Source organism: Streptomyces sp. NPDC018947 (assembly GCF_044390505.1).
In the GTDB taxonomy this organism is placed as follows: domain Bacteria; phylum Actinomycetota; class Actinomycetes; order Streptomycetales; family Streptomycetaceae; genus Streptomyces.
The window spans coordinates 181,706-201,498 of the sequence record NZ_JBIRZD010000010.1 but is presented as its reverse complement, the minus strand read 5'-3'; the positions used below and the strand labels follow the sequence as shown (position 1 = coordinate 201,498).

Below are 19,793 nucleotides of genomic sequence, written 5' to 3'. Positions count from 1 at the left end.
AGCAGCAGATGGCCGGTGGTGGGCGCAGACAGGCCCCGCCGCGCGAGGACGTGCTCGCCGCCGCCATGGAGATGATCGCCGAGCGCGGCCTGGAGAAGCTCACCATGGCGGCGCTCGGCCGCGAGGTCGGCATGAGCAGCGGCCATCTCCTCTACTACTTCCACTCCAAGGACGAACTGCTGCTGCGCACCCTGGAGTGGAGCGAGGGCCGGCTCGGCGTCGAACGCGGCCGTCTGCTCACCCGCCCGGGCACGGTCCGCGAACGCCTCGACGCCTACGTCGACCTCTATGTGCCCGACGGCCACCGCGACCCGCACTGGACGCTGTGGCTGGAGGTGTGGAACCGCTCGCAGAACGCCCCCGACGACGCCCGTGACCGGCAGGCCGCCATCGAGGGCGCCTGGCACCGCGACCTGGTCGCGCTGCTCGCCGAGGGCGTCTCACGGGGCGAGTTCCGCCCGGTCGACGCGGACCGTTTCGCGGCCCGGCTGCGTGCCCTCCTCGACGGCTTCGCCATCCATGTGGCGATCGGCCTGCGCGGCACCGACCGGGCCCAGGTCCTCGGGCACGTGCGGGAGTTCCTCGCCGAGAACCTCGACGTCCGCACCTGATCCGGACGCCGTCCGCTCGCATCCTGAGACGGGCGGAGACCAAGGGGACGGACTGTGCCAGACTGCCCCCGTGCTCTCGTTCGCCATGATTATTGGCAGCAGGCGCGCCGGTCCGCAGTGACCACCGCGTACGACCAGGTACGGGTGGACACCGTCGTCCTCGACCCGCGCGCAGACCTCTCGCACCCGCGAGAGGTTTTTCGTTTTCCCGGCCCACCCCGATCCGGGAAGGGAGCGCGAGGGATCATAGGGGCGGTGGAACCGGTCATTCCGGTAGACCGAGATCCCATGTCAGGAGCCTTCAGATCATGACCGCACCCAGCGAACTCGACGATTCGTTCCACGTCTTCGACACCACCCTGCGCGACGGCGCGCAGCGCGAGGGCATCAACCTCACGGTCGCGGACAAGCTGGCCATCGCACGGCACCTGGACGACTTCGGAGTGGGCTTCATCGAGGGCGGCTGGCCCGGCGCCAACCCCCGGGACACCGAGTTCTTCGCCCGCGCCCAGCAGGAGATCGAGTTCCGCCACGCCCAACTGGTCGCCTTCGGCTCCACCCGCCGCGCCGGTACGACCGCCGCCGAGGACCCCCAGGTCAGGGCGCTGCTGGAGTCCGGCGCCCCGGTCGTCACGCTGGTCGCCAAGTCCCACGACCGCCACGTCGAACTGGCGCTGCGCACCACGCTCGACGAGAACCTGGCCATGGTCGCGGACACGGTCTCCCACCTGAAGGCCGAGGGCCGCCGGGTCTTCGTCGACTGCGAGCACTTCTTCGACGGCTACCGCGCCAACCCCGCCTACGCGAAGGCCGTCGTCCGCGCCGCCTCCGAGGCGGGCGCCGACGTCGTCGTGCTGTGCGACACCAACGGCGGCATGCTCCCGGCGCAGATCCAGGCCGTGGTCGCCACGGTGCTGGCCGACACCGGCGCGCGGCTCGGCATCCACGCCCAGGACGACACCGGGTGCGCGGTCGCCAACACCCTCGCCGCGGTCGACGCGGGCGCGACCCACGTCCAGTGCACGGCCAACGGCTACGGCGAGCGCGTCGGCAACGCCAACCTCTTCCCGGTCGTCGCCGCGCTGGAGCTGAAGTACGGCAAGAAGGTGCTCCCCGAGGGCCGGCTGCGGGACATGACGCGGATCTCCCACGCCATCGCCGAGGTCGTCAACCTCACTCCCTCCACCCACCAGCCCTACGTCGGTGTCTCCGCCTTCGCGCACAAGGCCGGGCTGCACGCCTCCGCGATCAAGGTCGACCCGGACCTGTACCAGCACATCGACCCCGAGCTGGTCGGCAACACCATGCGGATGCTGGTCTCCGACATGGCCGGCCGCGCCTCCGTCGAGCTCAAGGGCAAGGAGCTGGGCATCGACCTCGGCGGCGACCGCGAACTGGTCGGCCGGGTCGTGGAGCGGGTGAAGGAACGCGAGCTGGCGGGCTACACCTACGAGGCGGCCGACGCGAGCTTCGAGCTGCTGCTGCGCGCGGAGGCCGAGGGCAAGCCGCTGCGCTACTTCGACGTCGAGTCCTGGCGCGCGATCGTCGAGGACCGCCCCGACGGCAGCCACGCCAACGAGGCGACCGTGAAGCTGTGGGCCAAGGGCGAGCGCATCGTCGCCACGGCCGAGGGCAACGGCCCGGTCAACGCCCTGGACCGCGCGCTGCGCGTGGCGCTGGAGAAGATCTACCCGGAGCTCGCCAAGCTGGAGCTGGTCGACTACAAGGTCCGCATCCTGGAGGGCGTGCACGGCACCCAGTCCACGACCCGGGTCCTCATCTCCACGACCGACGGGGCGGGGGAGTGGTCCACGGTGGGCGTCGCGGACAACGTCATCGCCGCGTCCTGGCAGGCGCTGGAGGACGCGTACACCTACGGCCTCCTGCGAGCGGGGGTCTCGCCGGCCCGGTGAGCGGGCGGCCGGCCCCCGCGCCGGTGTCTCATTGATGGCGATTCGGGTACTTTCGAACGTATGAAGGGCGCTAGCACGCAAGTCCTCATACGCCTCCTGGTCGTGCCGGTCGTCGCCGCCCTGGCGGTACTGATGGCCGGCGCGCCCGGCGCCCACGCGGCCACGGACGTGTCCGCGATCGGCGCGGCGCTGCGGGAGAGTCCCGTGTACGTGGACCCGGCCGCCTCCGACCTGCTGTCGAAGGCGGACGCCGAGGCGCTCGCCGACAAGATCAAGAGCGCCGACGAGCCGGTCTTCGTCACGGTCCTGCCGGCGGACTACCCGACGCAGAACCTCTTCCAGAACCTCCGCACCGAGACCGGCGTCACCGGTCTGTACGGCATCCGCCTCGGCGACCGCTTCGACGCGCGCGCCGACAGCAGCGTGCTGAGCCGCCAGGGCGTGAACAACCTGGTCACGGCGGTACAGGGCGCGGGCGACCCGAAGGCCCAGCTCAACGACTTCGTCGACGACGCGCTGCGCAGCGTGCACGGCTCGGCCCCCGCCTCCTGGGACTCGGGCGGCTCCTCCGTCTCGACGGGCGCCCTGATCGGCGCCGGCGCGGTGGTGGTGGCGGGCGGCGCGGGCGCCTACGCGCTGGCCCGGCGCAACCGGCACCGCCGCGAGGAGGAGCGGCGGGCGGCGCTGGAACGGCTGCGGGTGGTGGTCGACGAGGACATCACCGCGTTCGGCGAGGAACTCGACCGCCTGGACTTCCACCCCGCCGAACCCGGCGCGGACGACGCGATGCGCGCCGACTACGAACGCGCGCTGGACGCCTACGACCAGGCCAAGCGGTACATGGCCGACGCCCGCAGGCCGGAGGACGTGCGCGGGGTCACCGAAGCGCTGGAGGACGGGCGCTTCTCGCTGGCGCAGCTCGCCGCCCGCCGTGAGGGCAGGCCCCTGCCCGAACGCCGGCCGCCCTGCTTCTTCGACCCGCGCCACGGCCCGTCCGTCGCCGACGCCACCTGGACGCCGCCGGGCGGCACCACCCGCGAGGTGCCGGTCTGCGCGGCCGACCGGGCCCGTCTCTCCGACGGCCGGGACCCCATGGTCCGCGAGGTCGACACCGACTACGGCCGCCGCCCCTACTGGGACGCGGGCCCGGCCTACGGCCCCTGGGCGGGCGGCTACTTCGGCGGCGGCATCCTGCCCGGCCTGCTCGTCGGCACGATGCTGGGCAGCATGATGGCCACCCCGGCCTACGCGGCCGACTACGGCGCCGGGTACGGCGACTTCGGCGGTTACGGCGGCGGCGACGTCTCCGGCGCCGACTTCGACCCCGGCGACTTCGGCGGCGACTTCGGGGGCGGTTTCGGCGGAGGGGACTTCGGCGGCGGAGGCGACTTCGGCGGAGGCTTCTGACCGGGCCCCGCCCGGCGCGCACGTCCCGACGCCGGACACCAGCGGCACCGCGCCGCCCCGGACCACCACCGGGAAGCACGCGTGGCAGGCCCCGCACCGCCGCACCTTCGAGCAGCCTCCTCGCGGTGCCCGGCCGACCGACCGGGTCGGGGCACTGCGCCCCGTAACCGCGAGCGTCCGCGTCGCGGTGCCCGCAAGCCGTGCCGGGCCGCCGCACCGCTTCCGCCGTAGCGGTGAGCAGTCGCCTCGCCGGGCCCGGCCCGTCGTGTGCCGTCCGCTGCCGCGCGGCCCGGGCACAGGGACCGGCGTGCGCCGGTCCTCCGCGGCCCGGGCCGAGCGGTGACCCGCCCCGCGCAGCCCCGGCTCAGGCGCGCCCGGTGCGCCAGGCCCGTACGGCACCCGGCGCCGTGGCGAGGGCGAGGGTGACGGCGCTCGCGGCGAGGGCAGCGCTCACCCACACCGGCGAGCGGTAGCCGAGCCCCGCCCCGATGGCCGCGCCCCCGGCCCACGGGCCCAGCGCCGCGCCCACGTTGAACGCGGCCGTGGCGAAGCCGCCGGCCAGGGTCGGCGCGCCCTGCGCCGCGTACAGCACCTGGGCGATCAGCGTGGACCCGACGCCGAAGGACAGCGCGCCCTGCACGAAGACGAGCCCGAGCAGCAGCACCGGGTCGCCGGCGCCGAGCGCGAGGACGGCCCACCCGGCGCACAGCGCGGCCCCGCCCGCCGTCACCACCAGCACCGGGCGCCGGTCGGCGAACCGCCCGGCCGCGCTCACCCCGGCGAACGACCCCGCACCGAACAGCGCCAGCACCCCGGGCGTCCACGCGCCGTCCAGCCCGCCGGCCTCGGTGGCGAGCGGCGCGAGGTAGGTGAACGTACAGAACGTGGCGCCGTTCACCAGCGCGCCCAGCAGCAGCGCGGCCTGGAGCCGCGGCCCGCGCAGGACACCCAGCTCGCCACGGAGCGGGGGAGCCGCGGCGTCGGCGGCCCCGGCCGGCACCGAGCGGGCGACGGCGACGACGGCGGGCACCGACAGCAGGGCCACCGCCCAGAACGCCGACCGCCAGCCCCACACCTGCCCGAGCAGCGCCCCGGCGGGCACCCCGATCACGCAGGCCAGCGTGACACCGCCCAGCAGGATGGACGTGGCCCGCCCCTTCGCCCCGGGCCCGGCCAGGGAGGCGGCGGTCACCAGGGCGACGGCAAGGAAGCCCGCGTTGGCCAGGGCGCCGGCCACCCGGGTGACGAGCAGCACGGCGAAACTGCCGGTGAGGGCACCGACGACATGGACGGACAGGAAGACGAGGAGGAACCCCAGCAGGGCCCCGCGCCGCGACCATCGGCGGGCGAGCCCCGCCATCAGCGGCGCCCCGACGACCATCCCCACGGCGAAGGCGGAGGTCAGCGCCCCCGCCGCCGGGACGGAGACCCGCAGGTCCTCGGCGATGTCCGGCACCAGCCCGGACAGCATGAACTCGGATGTCCCCTGGGCGAACACGGCAAGGCCCAGAAGAAGAAGAGCGAACGGCATGAAGAAAACTCCGCAACCCGGAAGTCGACGTCGGACACGACACGGCGGGACGGCCGTCCGGTGGCGTTCACGACAGCGGCGACTTCGGGTACGCGCGGAGCGCGCCCCTTCAGCTCGGCATCACGAAAGGCCACCGGAGAGCCGGTGGCCTGGGTCTTGACGCTTCGGGGCTGTTCACGCAGGACAGGCTAGCGCCTGAGCGGGCCCGGCACGAGTGATTTGAACGGGTGCGCGGTAAGCGGAGACGGCACCGGCGCGCGGTCGTTGGCGTGATCCCCTGTCGCGCACCTTCCTGGGCACCGATCTCGGCCCGACGCTGGAGGCTGTCGGCGTCACCGAGCTGATCGTGACCGGGTTCGCCACGGAGATCTGCGTGGACACCACGGCGCGGCAGGCGCTGAGCCGGGGGTACGACCTCGTCGTCGTGGCCGACGGGCACACCACCTCGCGGCGCGGTGAGCAGGACACCGATCTGGTCCGGGCGGACCGCTCGATCGCCCAGTACAACGCGATCTGCCGGACGATCGGCCGGCCCGGCCGCCGTGTTCGGGTCCGGGCCGCCGCCGATGTGGACTTCACCGCCCCCGAGGGGGCCGGACGCCTCACGCCTGCTTGATCGCCGAGATGTCGAAGTTGAGCTTGATCTTGTCGGAGACCAGGACGCCACCGGTCTCCAGGGCCGCGTTCCAGGTCAGACCCCACTCGGAGCGCAGGATCTCCGCCTTGCCCTCGAAGCCGACGCGCTCGTTGCCGAACGGGTCGGTGGCGGAGCCGTTGAACTCCAGGTCGATGGTGAGCGGCTTGGTGGTGCCGAGGATGGTCAGGTCACCGGTGATGCGGTAGTCGTCGCCACCGAGTGCCTCCGCCTTGGTGGAGCGGAAGGTCATCGCCGGGAACTCGTCCGTCTTGAAGAAGTCCGCGCTCTTCAGGTGGCCGTCGCGGTCGGCGGAGCCGGTGTCGATGCTGTCCATCGTGACGTCGAGGGACGCCGTGGAACGCGACGGGTCGGTACCGTCCAGGCGCAGCGTGCCGGTGAAGTCGAGGAACTTGCCCTTGACGTTCGTGACCATGGCGTGGCGGGCGACGAAGCCGATCGTGCTGTGCGACGGGTCGATCTGGTAGTCACCGGTGAGCGCGGCCAGGTCGGGGCTGACGGCGGCGGGGGCGGCGGGGGTGGCGGTCTTTTTGCCGAAGAGTCCCATGACGTTCTCCTTGGATGCGGTTCAACGGATTCGTTGAATGTTCAATCACCAACGGGAACGACCGTAGCGCTATTCCGTTCAATATTCAACATCCTCGGCGGAAGTTTCTTCGGGCGAGCGCCTCCGGCCGTCGGCCGCACCCTCCGTGTCACTCCAGAGGTGGTATGAACCATGCAGGAAAGTGAAACGGCTCTCAGGTACCCGCTTTGTGAGACCTCTACAAGCTCCAGGCCCTCTGAGCAGTCGAAACGGCTGCATGGTGAGGAGGTTCTGTTCAGTGGTACCAGGAAAACGCGTCGGAGACTGTACGGAGTCGACGGCTCGCTTTCGCCGTCTCCTTCGTAGAGTCGCTACATGACCGTTTTGGATGAGGCGCTCGGTGAGCCGACGGACGCGCGCGGGCGGGTGGCCGAGCTGCACGGGATCCGTGCGCAGGCTCTGGCCGGGCCGAGCGAGAAGGCGACGGCGGCGCAGCACGCCAAGGGCAAGCTGACGGCCCGGGAGCGCATCGAGCTGCTCCTGGACCCCGGGTCCTTCCGCGAGGTCGAGCAGTTGCGCCGGCACCGGGCGACCGGGTTCGGTCTGGAGGCGAAGAAGCCGTACACGGACGGTGTCATCACCGGCTGGGGCACGGTGGAGGGCCGGACGGTCTTCGTCTACGCGCACGACTTCCGGATCTTCGGCGGCGCGCTGGGCGAGGCGCACGCCACGAAGATCCACAAGATCATGGACATGGCCATCGCGGCCGGTGCCCCGCTGGTGTCCCTGAACGACGGCGCCGGCGCCCGCATCCAGGAGGGTGTGAGCGCGCTCGCCGGCTACGGCGGCATCTTCCAGCGCAACACCAAGGCGTCCGGGGTCATCCCGCAGATCAGCGTCATGCTCGGCCCGTGCGCGGGCGGCGCGGCCTACAGCCCCGCCCTGACGGACTTCGTCTTCATGGTCCGCGAGACCTCGCAGATGTTCATCACCGGCCCGGACGTCGTCAAGGCGGTCACCGGCGAGGAGATCACCCAGAACGGGCTGGGCGGCGCCGATGTGCACGCCGAGACCTCCGGCGTGTGCCACTTCGCCTACGACGACGAGGAGACGTGCATCGCCGAGGTGCGCTACCTCCTGTCGCTGCTGCCGCAGAACAACCGGGAGAACCCGCCGCGCGCCGAGAGCTCCGACCCCGTCGAGCGGCGCTCGGACGTGCTGCTGGACCTGGTGCCGGCGGACGGCAACCGCCCGTACGACATGACGAAGGTCATCGAGGAGATCGTCGACGACGGCGAGTACCTCGAGGTCCACGAGCGCTGGGCCCGCAACATCATCTGCGCGCTCGCCCGCCTGGACGGGCAGGTCGTCGGCATCGTCGCCAACCAGCCGCAGTCGCTCGCCGGTGTGCTGGACATCGAGGCGTCGGAGAAGGCCGCGCGGTTCGTGCAGATGTGCGACGCGTTCAACATCCCGATCGTGACGTTCCTGGACGTGCCCGGCTTCCTGCCCGGTGTCGACCAGGAGCACGGCGGGATCATCCGGCACGGCGCCAAGCTGCTGTACGCGTACTGCAACGCGACGGTGCCGCGGATCTCGCTGATCCTGCGCAAGGCCTACGGCGGCGCGTACATCGTCATGGACTCCCAGTCCATCGGCGCCGACCTGACCTATGCCTGGCCGACCAACGAGATCGCCGTGATGGGTGCCGAGGGCGCCGCCAACGTCATCTTCCGCCGTCAGATCGCGGGGGCCGAGGACCCCGAGGCCATGCGGCAGAAGATGGTCAAGGAGTACAAGGCGGAGCTGATGCACCCGTACTACGCGGCCGAACGCGGCCTCGTCGACGACGTGATCGACCCCGCGGAGACCCGCGAGGTGCTGATCCGGTCCCTGGCGATGCTGCAGACCAAGCACGCCGACCTGCCCTCCCGCAAGCACGGCAACCCGCCGCAGTGACCCGAGGAGCCACTCCCATGTCCCCTGCCGACATCCGCGTCGAGAAGGGCCACGCCGAGCCCGAGGAGGTCGCCGCGATCACGGCCCTCCTCCTCGCTCGCGCCGCCGCCCGCCCGGCCGAGATCGCCCCGTCCCACGGCCGCGTCCGCGCGGGCTGGCGCCGCCTGGAGCGTGAGCCGGGCTTCCGCGCCCCGCACAGCTGGCGCTGACCCCGGACACACGAAAGAGGCCCCCGCCGTCACGGAGGGGGCCTCTTCGCGTGCCCCGACGGGGCGTGGGGGACCGCACGACGAGCCATGGACGGCCCGCACCCGGCCATGCAGGAGCCCCCGGCGGCCGGTGGCCGCAGGGGGCTTCGCACGGCCGGCGCCACGAGGTGCCGGCCCCGTACGCCGCGGAACGTTACCGCAGGCGGGCCATGAGGGCGTGCTCCACGAGAGTGATCAGCGTGGACTTCGCGTCCGCACGGTGCCGGGCGTCCGTCGTGATGATGGGGGTGTCCGGTCCGATCTGGAGCGCCTCGCGCACCTCGTCCGGGTTGTACGGCTGCTGGCCGTCGAAGCCGTTCAGGGCGATCACGAACGGCAGGCCGCTGTTCTCGAAGTAGTCGACGGCGGGGAAGCAGTCGGCGAGCCTCCGCGTGTCGACCAGGACGACCGCGCCGATGGCGCCGCGCACCAGGTCGTCCCACATGAACCAGAAGCGGTCCTGACCGGGCGTACCGAACAGGTAGAGGATCAGGTCCTGGTCCAGCGTGATGCGTCCGAAGTCCATGGCGACCGTGGTGGTCGTCTTGTCCCCGGTGTGGGTGAGGTCGTCGATGCCCGCCGACGCGGACGTCATCACGGCCTCTGTGCGCAGCGGGTTGATCTCCGAGACGGCGCCGACGAACGTGGTCTTGCCCACGCCGAAACCGCCCGCCACCACGATCTTCGCGGACGTGGTGGAGCGGGAAGGCCCTCCGCTAGAGGTTGCGAAGTCCACTGAGCACCCTTTCGAGCAGTGTCACGTCTGGCTGGCCGCCGGCGTTCTCGTCGCCGCCGGGCTGATGGATGGCGACCAGGCCCGCCTCCGCCAAGTCGGCGACGAGGATCCTGGCCACGCCGAGAGGGATCGTCAGGAGGGCCGAGATCTCGGCCACCGACTTGATCTCCCGGCAGAGGTTGCAGATCCGCTGATGCTCGGGCAACTGGCCCTGCATCTGGTGCGGCTGCGCGGTGGTGTGGACCAGCGCCTCGATGGCGAGCTGGTACCGCGGCCTGGTGCGGCCGCCCGTCATGGCGTACGGGCGCACCAGGGGGTTGTTCGACGCCCCCGCGGGCGCCGGCTCAGGGGTATGGCGCTGCGGCTGCACGGGCTGGATGCGGGGAGCGTGCGGCTGGTCGTACGGCGAAGGGCCGGGGCCCTGCGGGGCGTACGGCTGCTGGTGGCCCGGTGCGGAGGGGAAGCCGTACCCGTCGTACCCGTTCGCCGAGACGTCGCCACGGCCCTGTGCGGGGCCGTACGACCAGTTGCCCGAAGACGGACCGTCTGGGGGTGTTGCCACTTTCTCCTCCTCCGACTGTGCCTGGCACCCATCACTGTGGAGCCGCGTCCCGAAACTTTACGGCCACGGGACGCCAAAACGCACCGTCTGTCCTTTAGTTGAGAAGGCTCCCCTGGAGCTCGGCGCGCAGATCCGGCGTCAGGACCGTGCCGGCACGGTCCACCAGAAGGGCCATCTCGTACCCAATGAGGCCGATGTCCGCCTCCGGGTGTGCGAGAACGGCGAGCGAGGAACCGTCGGAGATGGACATGATGAAGAGGAATCCCCGCTCCATCTCCACAACCGTCTGGTTCACGCTGCCGCCCTCGAAGATGCGCGAGGCGCCGGCGGTCAGCGAGGTCAGACCGGAGGCGACGGCGGCGAGCTGGTCGGCGCGGTCGCGCGGGAACCCTTCGGACATCGCCAGAAGGAGTCCGTCGGCGGAGACCACCACGGTGTGGGACACCCCCGGGGTGTTGTCCACGAAGTTGGTGATCAACCAGTTCAGGTTCTGTGCCGCCTGGCTCATCGGGCTCACACTAACGCTCCTGGTTGTAGGTGCTGTCAGGACCACGGTGTTCAGTCCCCGTGTCCTGGCCGTTCGATTCACTGCCTGCGTTGCGGCCCCGTTGGACGCCGCGCCGCAGGTTGCTCAGCCTGCCCCGGACGTCCTCCGGGGCGCGGGAGACCTGCGGGCCTCCCTGAGGGGTGGTTTCGGCGGCGCCCTCGACCAGGTTGGCCTTGGGCACCCGCCGCGGCAGGCCCGAGGAGGTGACCCCGCCCGCCTTCGGCTTGCGCAGTTGTGAGGCCTGCTGCCAGCGCTCGTCGTTGGCCGAGCGCCAGCCGCCGGTGCCGCCGCCCGCCGGCGGCGCGGCCGGCGACTCGTGGTCCACGCGCCTCGCCTCGCCCGGACCGCCCGCGGTGGAACCGCGGCGCGGAAGGCCGGCGTCGGTGAGTTCGTGGGCGGCGGAGGAGGCCGGCCCCGGACGGTCGAAGCCTACGTGCTCCGCGTCCGCCACGTCAGTGGCCTGGGCGGATCCCGTCTCCTGGGCCTCCGCAGGGTACTGGTCCCCGTAGCCGTTGTGGTAGCCGTCCTGCTGCGGCCAGTCGTCCTGGTGGCGACGCTGCTCGAAGGCCGGGAAGGCCTCCTGGCCGTCGGCGCCGGCCGGCCGGTGCCCGTGGGTGTCCGGCTCCGCGTAGGCCGGGCCGGCGTAGCCGCCGTCCGCCGCGTAGCCGTCGCCCTGCGGCATGCCGCCGTTAGGCGCGTAGTACTGCTCGTCGTACGCCGGCTGCTGAGGCTCCTCGTACACCGGCTGCCCGCCGGTGTAGGCCGACGGCTGCTCGTACGAACCGGTCTGCTGGTCCTGGTAGCCGCCCTGACCCTGGTCGTAGACGGGCTGCCGGCCGGTGAACTGGTCCTGGTAGCCGGACTGCTCGGCGTGCTCGTGCTCCGCGGCACCGGGCTGCTCGGGGTGCGCCTGGGCCTCCAGGGCCGCGCGGCGCCCCTCGCGCATCAGGGAGCGGCCGACGGGGTCGAGATCGCGGAGGTCGTCGGGGACGTCGCTGTAACGGCTGTCGTCGAAGCCCAGCTCGGCGGCGGTGCGCATGGGCTGGCCGACCTGGCCGAAGCCCTCGCTCTGGAAGTCCTGCTCCGGGATGATCTGCGAGACGGTGAACTCGTCGCGCTGCATCTGCTGTTCGCCGCCGCCGCCGTGCGTGATGGCGTCCGGCAGCATGACCAGCGAGGTGGTGCCCGCCTGCTCGCCGGAGGGGCGGAGCTGGACGCGGATGCCGTGCCGGTCGGACAGCCGGCCGACCACGAACAGGCCCATGCGCTGCGAGATCGCGGCGTCCACGGTCGGCGGGTTGGCCAGCTTGTGGTTGATGTCCGCGAAGTCCTCGGCGGTCAGGCCGATGCCCTTGTCGTGGATCTCGACCATCACGCGGCCGTCGGGCAGCCGGGTCGCGGTGACGCGGACCTTGGTCTGCGGGGAGGAGAACGTCGTCGCGTTCTCCAGCAGCTCGGCGAGCAGGTGCACGAGGTCGGTCACGGCCCGGCCGTGGATCTCGGCATCCGGGACCCCGGACAGCTCGATGCGCTCGTACTGCTCCACCTCGGAGGAGGCGGCGCGCAGCACGTCGACCAGCGGGACCGGCTGGTCCCAGCGGCGGCCGGGCTCCTCGCCGGCGAGGACCAGGAGGTTCTCGCCGTTGCGGCGCATACGGGTGGCGAGGTGGTCCAGCCGGAAGAGGTTCTCGAGCTGGTCCGGGTCGGCCTCGTTGTTCTCCAGTTCGGTGATCAGGCCGAGCTGGCCCTCGATCAGCGACTGGTTGCGGCGCGACAGGTTGGTGAAGATCGCGTTGATGTTGCCCCGGAGCAGGGCCTGCTCGGAGGCGAGCCGGACCGCCTCGCGGTGCACCTGGTCGAAGGCGCGGGCGACTTCGCCGATCTCGTCGGTGGAGGTGATCGGGATGGGGGCCACCCGGGTGTCGACCCGGCCCGGGTCGGTGCGGGAGAGCTGGTCGACCAGCATCGGCAGGCGCTGCTCGGCGATGCCGAAGGCGGCGTTGCGGAGCCGGCGCATGGAGCGGCTCATCTGGCGGGCCACCATGCCGGCCAGGACGAACGCGGCCAGCAGGGCGACGACGACCGCCGCACCGGTGATGTAGGTGTCCTGCTCGGCGTCGTCGGCGATGGCGGACGCCTCGGCCACGGCCTTGTCGGCCAGATCCGTCTCGATCTCGCTGTAGGCGTCGAACTTGAGGGTGTTGACGGCCCACCAGTTCTCCGGCGTGATGCCCTGCTCCGCCAGGTCGGCGCGGGCACCGGCGCCCGTGGAGTCCAGCCCGGCCAGCTCGGAGACCATGGTGGTGGGGTTCGCGGGCGGCGGCACGTAGTCCGCGTCCTTGGCCTTGGCCTCCTTGGCCATGGCCGCGCCGTCCTCCTTCACCTTCGCCTCGGCGTCCTTGAGCTTCTGCGCGTCCGCCTCGGTACCGCCGCCGATGTACTCCTCCACGGCGATGCGCTCGAGGTAGGCGTACGAGGACAGGGCGACCCGCTGGCTGGCGAGGTGGCTCGGCTCGGGACCCGGCTTGACCAGCATGTGCATGCCGATGGAGCGCTCCAGCGAGAGCGCCGCCTTGGTCAGGGAGATCGCGTAGACGGTACGGCCGTAGGAGGTGATGTTGCCGGTGCCCAGACCGAGTTCGTTGGCGAACTCCATCAGGGGGTGGGCCACCGCGGTGTAGCCCTCCTCGGTCTCCACGCCCTTGAGCTTGGAGGTGTAGGCGGCCGCGCGCAGCGTCTGGAGCTTGGGTTCCTGGTCGAGGAAGACCTTCAGCCGGCGCTCCAGACCGGGCTTGGCGGGCATGTTCCGCGCGGCCTCGTCGAAGGCGGCTGCGGCGGCGTCGGTGGCCCGGCGGGCCTTGACGACCGTCTCGTCCTTGTCGCCCTTGCCGCTCAGCAGCGGGGCGGCGGTGCTGTCGCGCTCGTTGTAGAGGGTGTTGGCGTAGTGGAGGGAGGCCCGCACCAGGCGCGCGGTGTTCTCGGCGTCCTCGGCGTCCTGCCAGGTGTCGATCGAGCTCTTGACCTGGATGCCGCCCATGACGAGGCCGACCAGCGCGGGTATGAGCAGGATCGCGTTCAGTCGGGCGGGCACCCGCCAGTTGCGCGGGGAGAAGCGGCCGCCACTGGAGGCGGGCGCGGCCGTAGGTTCCGCAGCCGGTACGGGGGAGGGCGCCGCTGCGCGCGGCGGCGGGGTGAAGTTGCCCCGGGCCGATGGCTCGGGACTGTTATTGCTTCGCCTCACTCGACCAACAACCTCTCGGCGGTCGGCACCTACGCGTGCCGCAGTGTCTCAGCGCCCGATACGCCGTCGAGTACGTGTTACTGCTGAGTACGTCTCGGCCGTCGGGCAGTTCTCGCATTCCAGCACGACGACCTGTGCTCTTCCAAACAGTGGAACCGGGGGGTTACACGTGAGGTAAGCCCCAGATAAAACGGTCATAAAGAGCGAGGCCCGTCAAAAGACGGGACGTTCGTGCGCACAGCGACACCGGTCGAACGCGAGCTGTGTCGGCATCACCCATTTCCTCTGCCGAAACGTTATGAACACCGGAGCCGACCGTGTCAAAGGACACAGACCGGCTCCGGTACGCCTACGACAACTGCCGTAGTTACCTGCAGACTTGGATCTTCCCGGCCGCCGGACCTACCTCAGCCGTGCCATCAGCGCGTGCTCCACCAGCGTGATCAGCGCGCTCTTGGCGTCCGCCCGGTGCCGGGCGTCGGTCGTGATGATCGGGGTGTCGGGGCCGATCTGCAGCGCCTCGCGCACCTCGTCCGGGCTGTAGGGCTGCTGCCCGTCGAAGCCGTTGAGCGCGACCACGAACGGCAGACCGCTGTTCTCGAAGTAGTCCACCGCCGGGAAGCAGTCGGCCAGTCGGCGGGTGTCGCACAACACGATCGCGCCGATGGCGCCGCGCACCAGGTCGTCCCACATGAACCAGAACCGGTCCTGACCGGGCGTACCGAACAGGTACAGGATCAGGTCCTCGTCCAGCGTGATGCGTCCGAAGTCCATGGCGACCGTGGTGGTCGTCTTGCCCCCGGTGTGCGTGAGGTCGTCGATCCCCGCGCTGGCGGAGGTCATCACGGCCTCGGTGCGCAGCGGGTTGATCTCGGAGACGGCGCCCACGAACGTGGTCTTGCCGACGCCGAAGCCGCCGGCCACCACGATCTTCGCGGAGGTGGTCGCCCGTCCTCCGTCAGAGCTTGCGAAGTCCACTGAGCACCCTTTCGAGCAGTGTCACGTCCGGTGCACCGCCGTTGTTCTCGTCGCCGCCCGGCTGGTGGATGGCGACGAGCCCCGCCTCTGCGAGGTCCGCGACGAGGATTCTGGCCACGCCCAGCGGCATCGACAGCAGTGCCGACACCTCCGCCACCGACTTGACCTCGCGGCACAGGTGGCAGATGCGCTGGTGCTCGGGGAGCAGCCCCATGAGCGCAGCCGGGTCGGCCGTCGTGCTGATCAGCGCCTCGATGGCGAGCTGATAGCGCGGCCTGGTCCGGCCGCCGGTCATCGCGTACGGACGTACCAGCGGCTGGTCGCCCTCGTCCTCGTACGGCTCCGCGTACGGATCATGAGAGGCGGTGGGCGGGGTCATGAATCCTCCGGGCGGGACAGCAGGTTGGTCAGTCGTGCCGTCTGACGAGGCCGGTGGGGGGATTGTGGCGGCCGGACGGTGATTTGGTGAGACGGGTGGTGCCGGGACCGATCAGTGGAGCAGACTGCCTTGGAGCTCGGCGCGGAGGTCCGGGGTGAGGACCGCGCCCGCCCGGTCGACCAGCAGCGCCATCTCGTAGCCGACGAGGCCGATGTCGCACTCCGGGTGCGCGAGAACGGCCAGGGACGAGCCGTCCGAGACGGACATCAGGAAGAGGAACCCGCGTTCCATCTCCACGACGGTCTGCGCCACGTTGCCGCCCTCGAAGATCCGGGAGGCCCCGGCGGTCAGCGAGGTCAGTCCCGAGGCGACCGCCGCGAGCTGGTCGGCGCGGTCGCGCGGGAAGCCTTCCGACATCGCCAGAAGGAGACCGTCGGCGGACACGACGACGGTGTGGGACACCCCTGGGGTGTTGTCCACGAAATTCGTGATCAACCAGTTGAGGTTCTGTGCCGCCTGGCTCATCGGGCTCAACTAACGCTCCTGCTGGTGAGTGGGCCGCGGGTAGCTGCCGGTCTGGTTGGTACCGGCCTGACGGCCCTGTGCGATTCCCCGACGGAGATTGGTCAGCCGGCCACGCACGTCGTCGGGCGCGCGCGAGACCTGCGGACCGTTCTGGTGCGACTGCTGCTGAGCCGTGCCCGGGACCAGGTTGGCCCGGGGCACCCGGCGCGGCAGACCGGAGGTGGTGACACCGCCCGCGGCCGGCTGCCGGACGCGTTCCGCCTGCCGGACGAGGTCGTCGTTCGGCGAGCTGCGCCAGGCGGAGGTGGCCGGCGGCTGGGACGCCGCCGGGGTCTGGGGCTGGGTCTGGCCCTGCGGCTCCGCGGCCGGCGCGGGGGAGTTGCCCTCCGCGCGCTCCCGGCGGTCGCCGTGGAACCAGTTGGTCTCCAGCGTGTCGTACAGCGGCGTGCGTCCGTCACCGGGCCCGGGGGCCGGGGGCAGGGCCCATCCGTCGGCCGGCCGCTGCTGCCGGGCGGCGGTGTCCCGGCCGGGCTCCTGCTGGACCGGCCGCTGCTCGGGGGCGGGCGGACGCGGTGCGCCGAAGTCGCCGCCTCCGTGCGCGCCGTCGGTCTGCGGGCGCTCGAACTGCCCGGTGACGGCCGGGTCCTGGCGCTCGGGCAGGCGGTGCTGCCCGGTCGAGCCCTCGCCGTACGCCGGGGTTCCGGTGAACCGGCCCGTGCGGCCCGGGTCGCTCGGGCCCTGCTGCGGCTGCCCGCCGAAGACGTCCGAGCGGACGAACGGGCCGGAGTCGTGCTGCGGGGCGGCCGGTTCGGGGCGCGCGAACGGGTCGTCCGCCCGGGCGTTCATACCGCCCTGGCCGAACAGGTCCTGTCCCGGCGCGGGGAACTGGCCCGTCTGCTGCTGGTTGTCGTGGCGGGGCGCCGGGGCGTCGAAGTCCGGGCGGGCGAACTCCGCGGTGGCGCCGGGGCCCTGCACGTCGCCGTGCCCGGGGAACGCCGGGAACTCGGCGGTCGCGCCGGGACCCTGCTGGTCGCCGTAGCGGGACGTGTCCGGCTCCTCGTGGCCGCGCGGGGCGTCCAGCGAGGCGCGGGGCACGGGCGGCTGGGCGTTCTCGTCGCTCCAACTGGGCACACGGGGCTGGGGGTTGCCGCCGGGCAGTTCGGCCCGCGGACCGCCGCGCGGCGGAAGCTGCGGACGACGGCCCTGCTCGGCGTCGCCGTTGCCGCCCTTGTTCTTGCGCCGACCCCGCTGCGGGGGCACCGGACCGCGGTCGCCGAAGGGATCCTGGCCCTGCGGGGCGTTCCCCTGCGGGGCGTTCATGCCCGCGGCCTGCAGCCCCTGCGGAGCACCGGGCGCCTGACCGGCACCGGCACCGGCGCCCGCACCGGCCGGAGCCTGACGCCCCTGCTGACCGGCAGGCGTCGGGGCCTGGGGTCCGCGCGCGCCACCCGGCGCCCCCGGACGACCGCCGCCGTCGCGCCCGGGCAGCGCGGCCCGCGGTCCCTGACCGGCGCCGAGCCGGCCACCGCCCTGACCACCGCCGAGGGCGCCACCGCCCTGGGGGCCGCCACCGAAGGCGTCGCCGCCGCCGAAGGCACCGCCACCGCCGAAGGCACCGCCGTCCTGGCCGCCGCCCTGGCCGCGCCGGGCCGCCGCGGCACCGGCCGCGGCCTGTGCCGCCGCGGGACCGCCGCCGCCCGCGCCCGGCTGACCCGGCTTGGGCTGCGGCTTGCGGCCGCCCTGGGCCACGTCGACGGGCAGCATGACCAGCGCGGTCGTACCACCGGAGTCGGACGGACGGAGCTGGATGCGGATGCCGTGGCGCTGCGAGAGGCGGCCGACCACGAACAGACCCATGCGGCGGGAGACGGAGACGTCCACGGTCGGCGGCGAGGCGAGCCGCTCGTTGATCGCGGCGAGGTCCTCGGGGGACAGGCCGATACCGGTGTCGTGGATCTCGATCAGCACCCGGCCGTCGGGCAGCGCGTGACCGGTGACCTTGACCTTGGTCTGCGGGGAGGAGAACGACGTCGCGTTCTCCAGCAGCTCGGCGAGCAGGTGCACGAGGTCGTTGACCACGCGGCCGGCCACCTCGGTGGTCGGCACGGAGGACAGTTCGATGCGCTCGTACTGCTCCACCTCGGAGGCGGCGGCGCGCAGCACGTCGACCAGCGGGACCGGACGGGTCCACCGGCGGCCGGGCTCCTCACCGGCGAGGACGAGGAGGTTCTCACCGTTGCGGCGCATGCGCGTCGCCAGGTGGTCGAGCTTGAACAGCGAGGAGAGCTGGTCCGGGTCGGCCTCGCGGGACTCCAGTTCGGAGATGAGCGAGAGCTGACGCTGGATGAGGCCCTGGGAGCGGCGCGAGAGGTTGGTGAACATCGCGTTGACGTTGCCCCGCAGCAGGGCCTGCTCGGCGGCGAGGCGGACCGCCTCGCGGTGCACGTCGTCGAAGGCCGCGGCCACCCGGCCGATCTCGTCCCGCGAGTGCACACCGACCGACTCCACCGACGTGTCCACGTCCTGCGGGTCGGTCTCCGAGAGCTGCTTGACCAGCTCGGGCAGACGGTCCTGGGCGACCTTGGTCGCGGTCTCCTCCAGGCGGCGCAGCGAGCGGATCATGGACCGGGCCACGACGAACGCGCCGACCAGCGAGACACCGAGCACGAGCAGGATCAGCACACCGGAGACGATGGCCTCCTGCTCCGACTCGCTGCGCAGCTCACGGGCCTTCTGCTCCATGTCCTCCAGCAGACGCAGCTCGATGTTCTTCATCTGCTGGATCTTGGTGGAGCTGTCGTCCAGCCAGTCCTGGTACGAGCGCGGGTCCAGGTCGGCCAGGCCGTCGACACGGCCGAGCGCGCGGCCGGCGTACTGGTCGGACGACACGATCACCGGGTTGCCCTGGGAGATCGGCTTGAGGACGTCCTCGGCGCCGTCGCCGTAGATGCTGCTGAAGCTGCGCAGTTCGGAGGTCTGGCTCTGGAGCGCGGACTGGGCGTAGAGCCGGTCGTTCTCGGCGAGATTGCCCTTGCTGGTGTTGTTCGCCGGAAGCGCCGCCGCGAGCACCGCGCGCTGGATCGACGCGTACTCCTTGGCCGAGGAGAAGGCCGCCAGGGCACGCGTGCGCTGGATCATCTCGGGGTTGCTGGTCGCCTCCGCCATGTCCTGCGAGAGGTCGAGCAGGTTGGTGATCAGGCGGTGGTAGGCCTCGACGGTCTGGGTCGAGTTCTCCTTCGCCTGGTAGGCGGTGTTGCGGATCTTGTTCAGGTCGTTCAGGTCGCGGGCGAGGCCGACGAGGCTGTCGCGGACGCCGACGAGGTTGCCGTCCTTGCTCGCGGTGTCGATCTCCTCGGACTGGTCGAGGAAGTTCTTCAGGGCCCGGTCGGTCTTCTCCCGGTCGCCCTTGACGGCGATCGCGCTGGACTTCGAGCCGTGCGCCAGGGGGCCGGCGGACTGGTCGCGCTCCTCCTGGAGCGCGGCGGCCAGCTCGGTGGCCTGCTTGGTCATCTCCGTCAGCAGCTTCATGTTGTCGAGCTGCTGGATGTTGTCCATCGACTCGTTGATGCGCAGCGCGCCCAGCGAGGTGGCCGCGACCACCGGAAGGGCGAGCAGCGACACGAGACGGGTGGAGATACGCCAGTTGCGCAGGGCTATGCGCGGGCCCGGGCCGGTCGCGCCCGTGGCCGGCTTCGCGGGCGGCTTCTGGCCTGCGGACGCCGGGGCGGCCGACTGCCCGGGGCGTCCGGGGCGGTGGTCGCCGCTGTCGCCGGACGGGGCCTGCGCCGGGTTCTGGGCGTGCTGGGGCGAGGAGCTGACGGCCCTGGGGCCATTCCCGCCGTGCGGCCCCGGCTCCGCCGAAGCGCTGCCATCCCTCTTGAAACGTCCCTGCACTAGCGTCGCAACCTCTGGACCAGGCGCCCGGCCGCGTGAACGGCTGAGCACGGTGTCGGCGTCAAAGGGGCGTCCTGAATA

At 71.9% G+C, this 19,793-nt stretch carries 16 protein-coding genes; 6 read left to right on the top strand and 10 right to left on the bottom strand.

The window, feature by feature from the left end; all coding sequences use genetic code 11:
* Positions 1–8 precede the first annotated feature (8 nt).
* The 3 genes from ACH499_RS20630 to ACH499_RS20620 all read left to right on the top strand — a co-directional run bounded on the left by ACH499_RS20630 (position 9) and on the right by ACH499_RS20620 (position 3,931).
* Complete coding sequence (locus ACH499_RS20630; RefSeq protein WP_356200685.1) at positions 9–611, top strand: TetR/AcrR family transcriptional regulator; 603 nt, start codon at positions 9–11, stop codon at positions 609–611.
* 308 nt (positions 612–919) lie between these two features.
* Complete coding sequence (cimA, locus tag ACH499_RS20625; RefSeq protein ID WP_356200687.1) at positions 920–2,524, top strand: citramalate synthase; 1,605 nt, start codon at positions 920–922, stop codon at positions 2,522–2,524.
* 60 nt (positions 2,525–2,584) lie between these two features.
* Positions 2,585–3,931 (top strand): hypothetical protein, encoded by a 1,347-nt coding sequence (locus ACH499_RS20620; RefSeq protein WP_399017406.1) that lies wholly within the window; start codon positions 2,585–2,587, stop codon positions 3,929–3,931.
* A gap of 364 nt (positions 3,932–4,295) precedes the next feature.
* Here ACH499_RS20620 and ACH499_RS20615 read toward each other — a convergent pair whose 3' ends face one another.
* Positions 4,296–5,462, bottom strand: coding sequence for a Cmx/CmrA family chloramphenicol efflux MFS transporter (locus tag ACH499_RS20615; RefSeq protein WP_399017404.1), 1,167 nt, complete (start codon positions 5,460–5,462; stop codon positions 4,296–4,298).
* A gap of 277 nt (positions 5,463–5,739) precedes the next feature.
* Here ACH499_RS20615 and ACH499_RS20610 point away from each other — a divergent pair, with 277 nt between their 5' ends.
* Positions 5,740–6,078 (top strand): cysteine hydrolase family protein, encoded by a 339-nt coding sequence (locus ACH499_RS20610; protein ID WP_399017501.1) that lies wholly within the window; start codon positions 5,740–5,742, stop codon positions 6,076–6,078.
* Here the strand turns inward: ACH499_RS20610 and ACH499_RS20605 are convergent.
* Positions 6,065–6,664, bottom strand: a complete 600-nt coding sequence (locus ACH499_RS20605) for a YceI family protein (protein ID WP_356200693.1) — start codon at positions 6,662–6,664, stop codon at positions 6,065–6,067. The two genes, ACH499_RS20610 and ACH499_RS20605, sit on opposite strands and share 14 nt — an antisense overlap.
* A gap of 354 nt (positions 6,665–7,018) precedes the next feature.
* On the opposite strand from ACH499_RS20605, the gene ACH499_RS20600 reads away from it, so the two are divergent.
* A complete protein-coding gene (locus ACH499_RS20600; protein ID WP_356200694.1) occupies positions 7,019–8,602 on the top strand; it encodes an acyl-CoA carboxylase subunit beta in 1,584 nt (527 codons plus the stop codon).
* Between the two features lie 17 nt (positions 8,603–8,619).
* Positions 8,620–8,811, top strand: coding sequence for an acyl-CoA carboxylase epsilon subunit (locus tag ACH499_RS20595; protein ID WP_356200695.1), 192 nt, complete (start codon positions 8,620–8,622; stop codon positions 8,809–8,811).
* Between the two features lie 193 nt (positions 8,812–9,004).
* Here the strand turns inward: ACH499_RS20595 and ACH499_RS20590 are convergent, their stop codons facing one another.
* The 8 genes from ACH499_RS20590 to ACH499_RS20555 form a co-directional block, all read right to left on the bottom strand.
* Positions 9,005–9,586, bottom strand: a complete 582-nt coding sequence (locus ACH499_RS20590) for an ATP/GTP-binding protein (RefSeq protein ID WP_356200698.1) — start codon at positions 9,584–9,586, stop codon at positions 9,005–9,007.
* Positions 9,567–10,148 (bottom strand): DUF742 domain-containing protein, encoded by a 582-nt coding sequence (locus ACH499_RS20585; RefSeq protein ID WP_356200700.1) that lies wholly within the window; start codon positions 10,146–10,148, stop codon positions 9,567–9,569. Before ACH499_RS20585 ends, ACH499_RS20590 begins: the two co-directional genes overlap by 20 nt.
* A gap of 94 nt (positions 10,149–10,242) precedes the next feature.
* Positions 10,243–10,656: a roadblock/LC7 domain-containing protein gene (locus tag ACH499_RS20580; RefSeq protein WP_004983065.1), complete on the bottom strand. Its 414-nt coding sequence runs from the start codon at positions 10,654–10,656 to the stop codon at positions 10,243–10,245.
* A gap of 10 nt (positions 10,657–10,666) precedes the next feature.
* On the bottom strand, positions 10,667–13,936 hold the full coding sequence (locus tag ACH499_RS20575; RefSeq protein WP_399017401.1) for a nitrate- and nitrite sensing domain-containing protein: 3,270 nt from the start codon (positions 13,934–13,936) through the stop codon (positions 10,667–10,669).
* Between the two features lie 402 nt (positions 13,937–14,338).
* Positions 14,339–14,914, bottom strand: a complete 576-nt coding sequence (locus ACH499_RS20570; protein ID WP_356200703.1) for an ATP/GTP-binding protein — start codon at positions 14,912–14,914, stop codon at positions 14,339–14,341.
* A complete protein-coding gene (locus ACH499_RS20565; protein ID WP_003997626.1) occupies positions 14,895–15,293 on the bottom strand; it encodes a DUF742 domain-containing protein in 399 nt (132 codons plus the stop codon). The genes ACH499_RS20570 and ACH499_RS20565 overlap by 20 nt, the downstream gene beginning before the upstream one ends.
* 111 nt (positions 15,294–15,404) lie before the next feature.
* Positions 15,405–15,818, bottom strand: coding sequence for a roadblock/LC7 domain-containing protein (locus tag ACH499_RS20560; RefSeq protein WP_003973453.1), 414 nt, complete (start codon positions 15,816–15,818; stop codon positions 15,405–15,407).
* A gap of 9 nt (positions 15,819–15,827) precedes the next feature.
* A complete protein-coding gene (locus ACH499_RS20555; RefSeq protein ID WP_399017399.1) occupies positions 15,828–19,712 on the bottom strand; it encodes a nitrate- and nitrite sensing domain-containing protein in 3,885 nt (1,294 codons plus the stop codon).
* Positions 19,713–19,793: the final 81 nt, after the last annotated feature.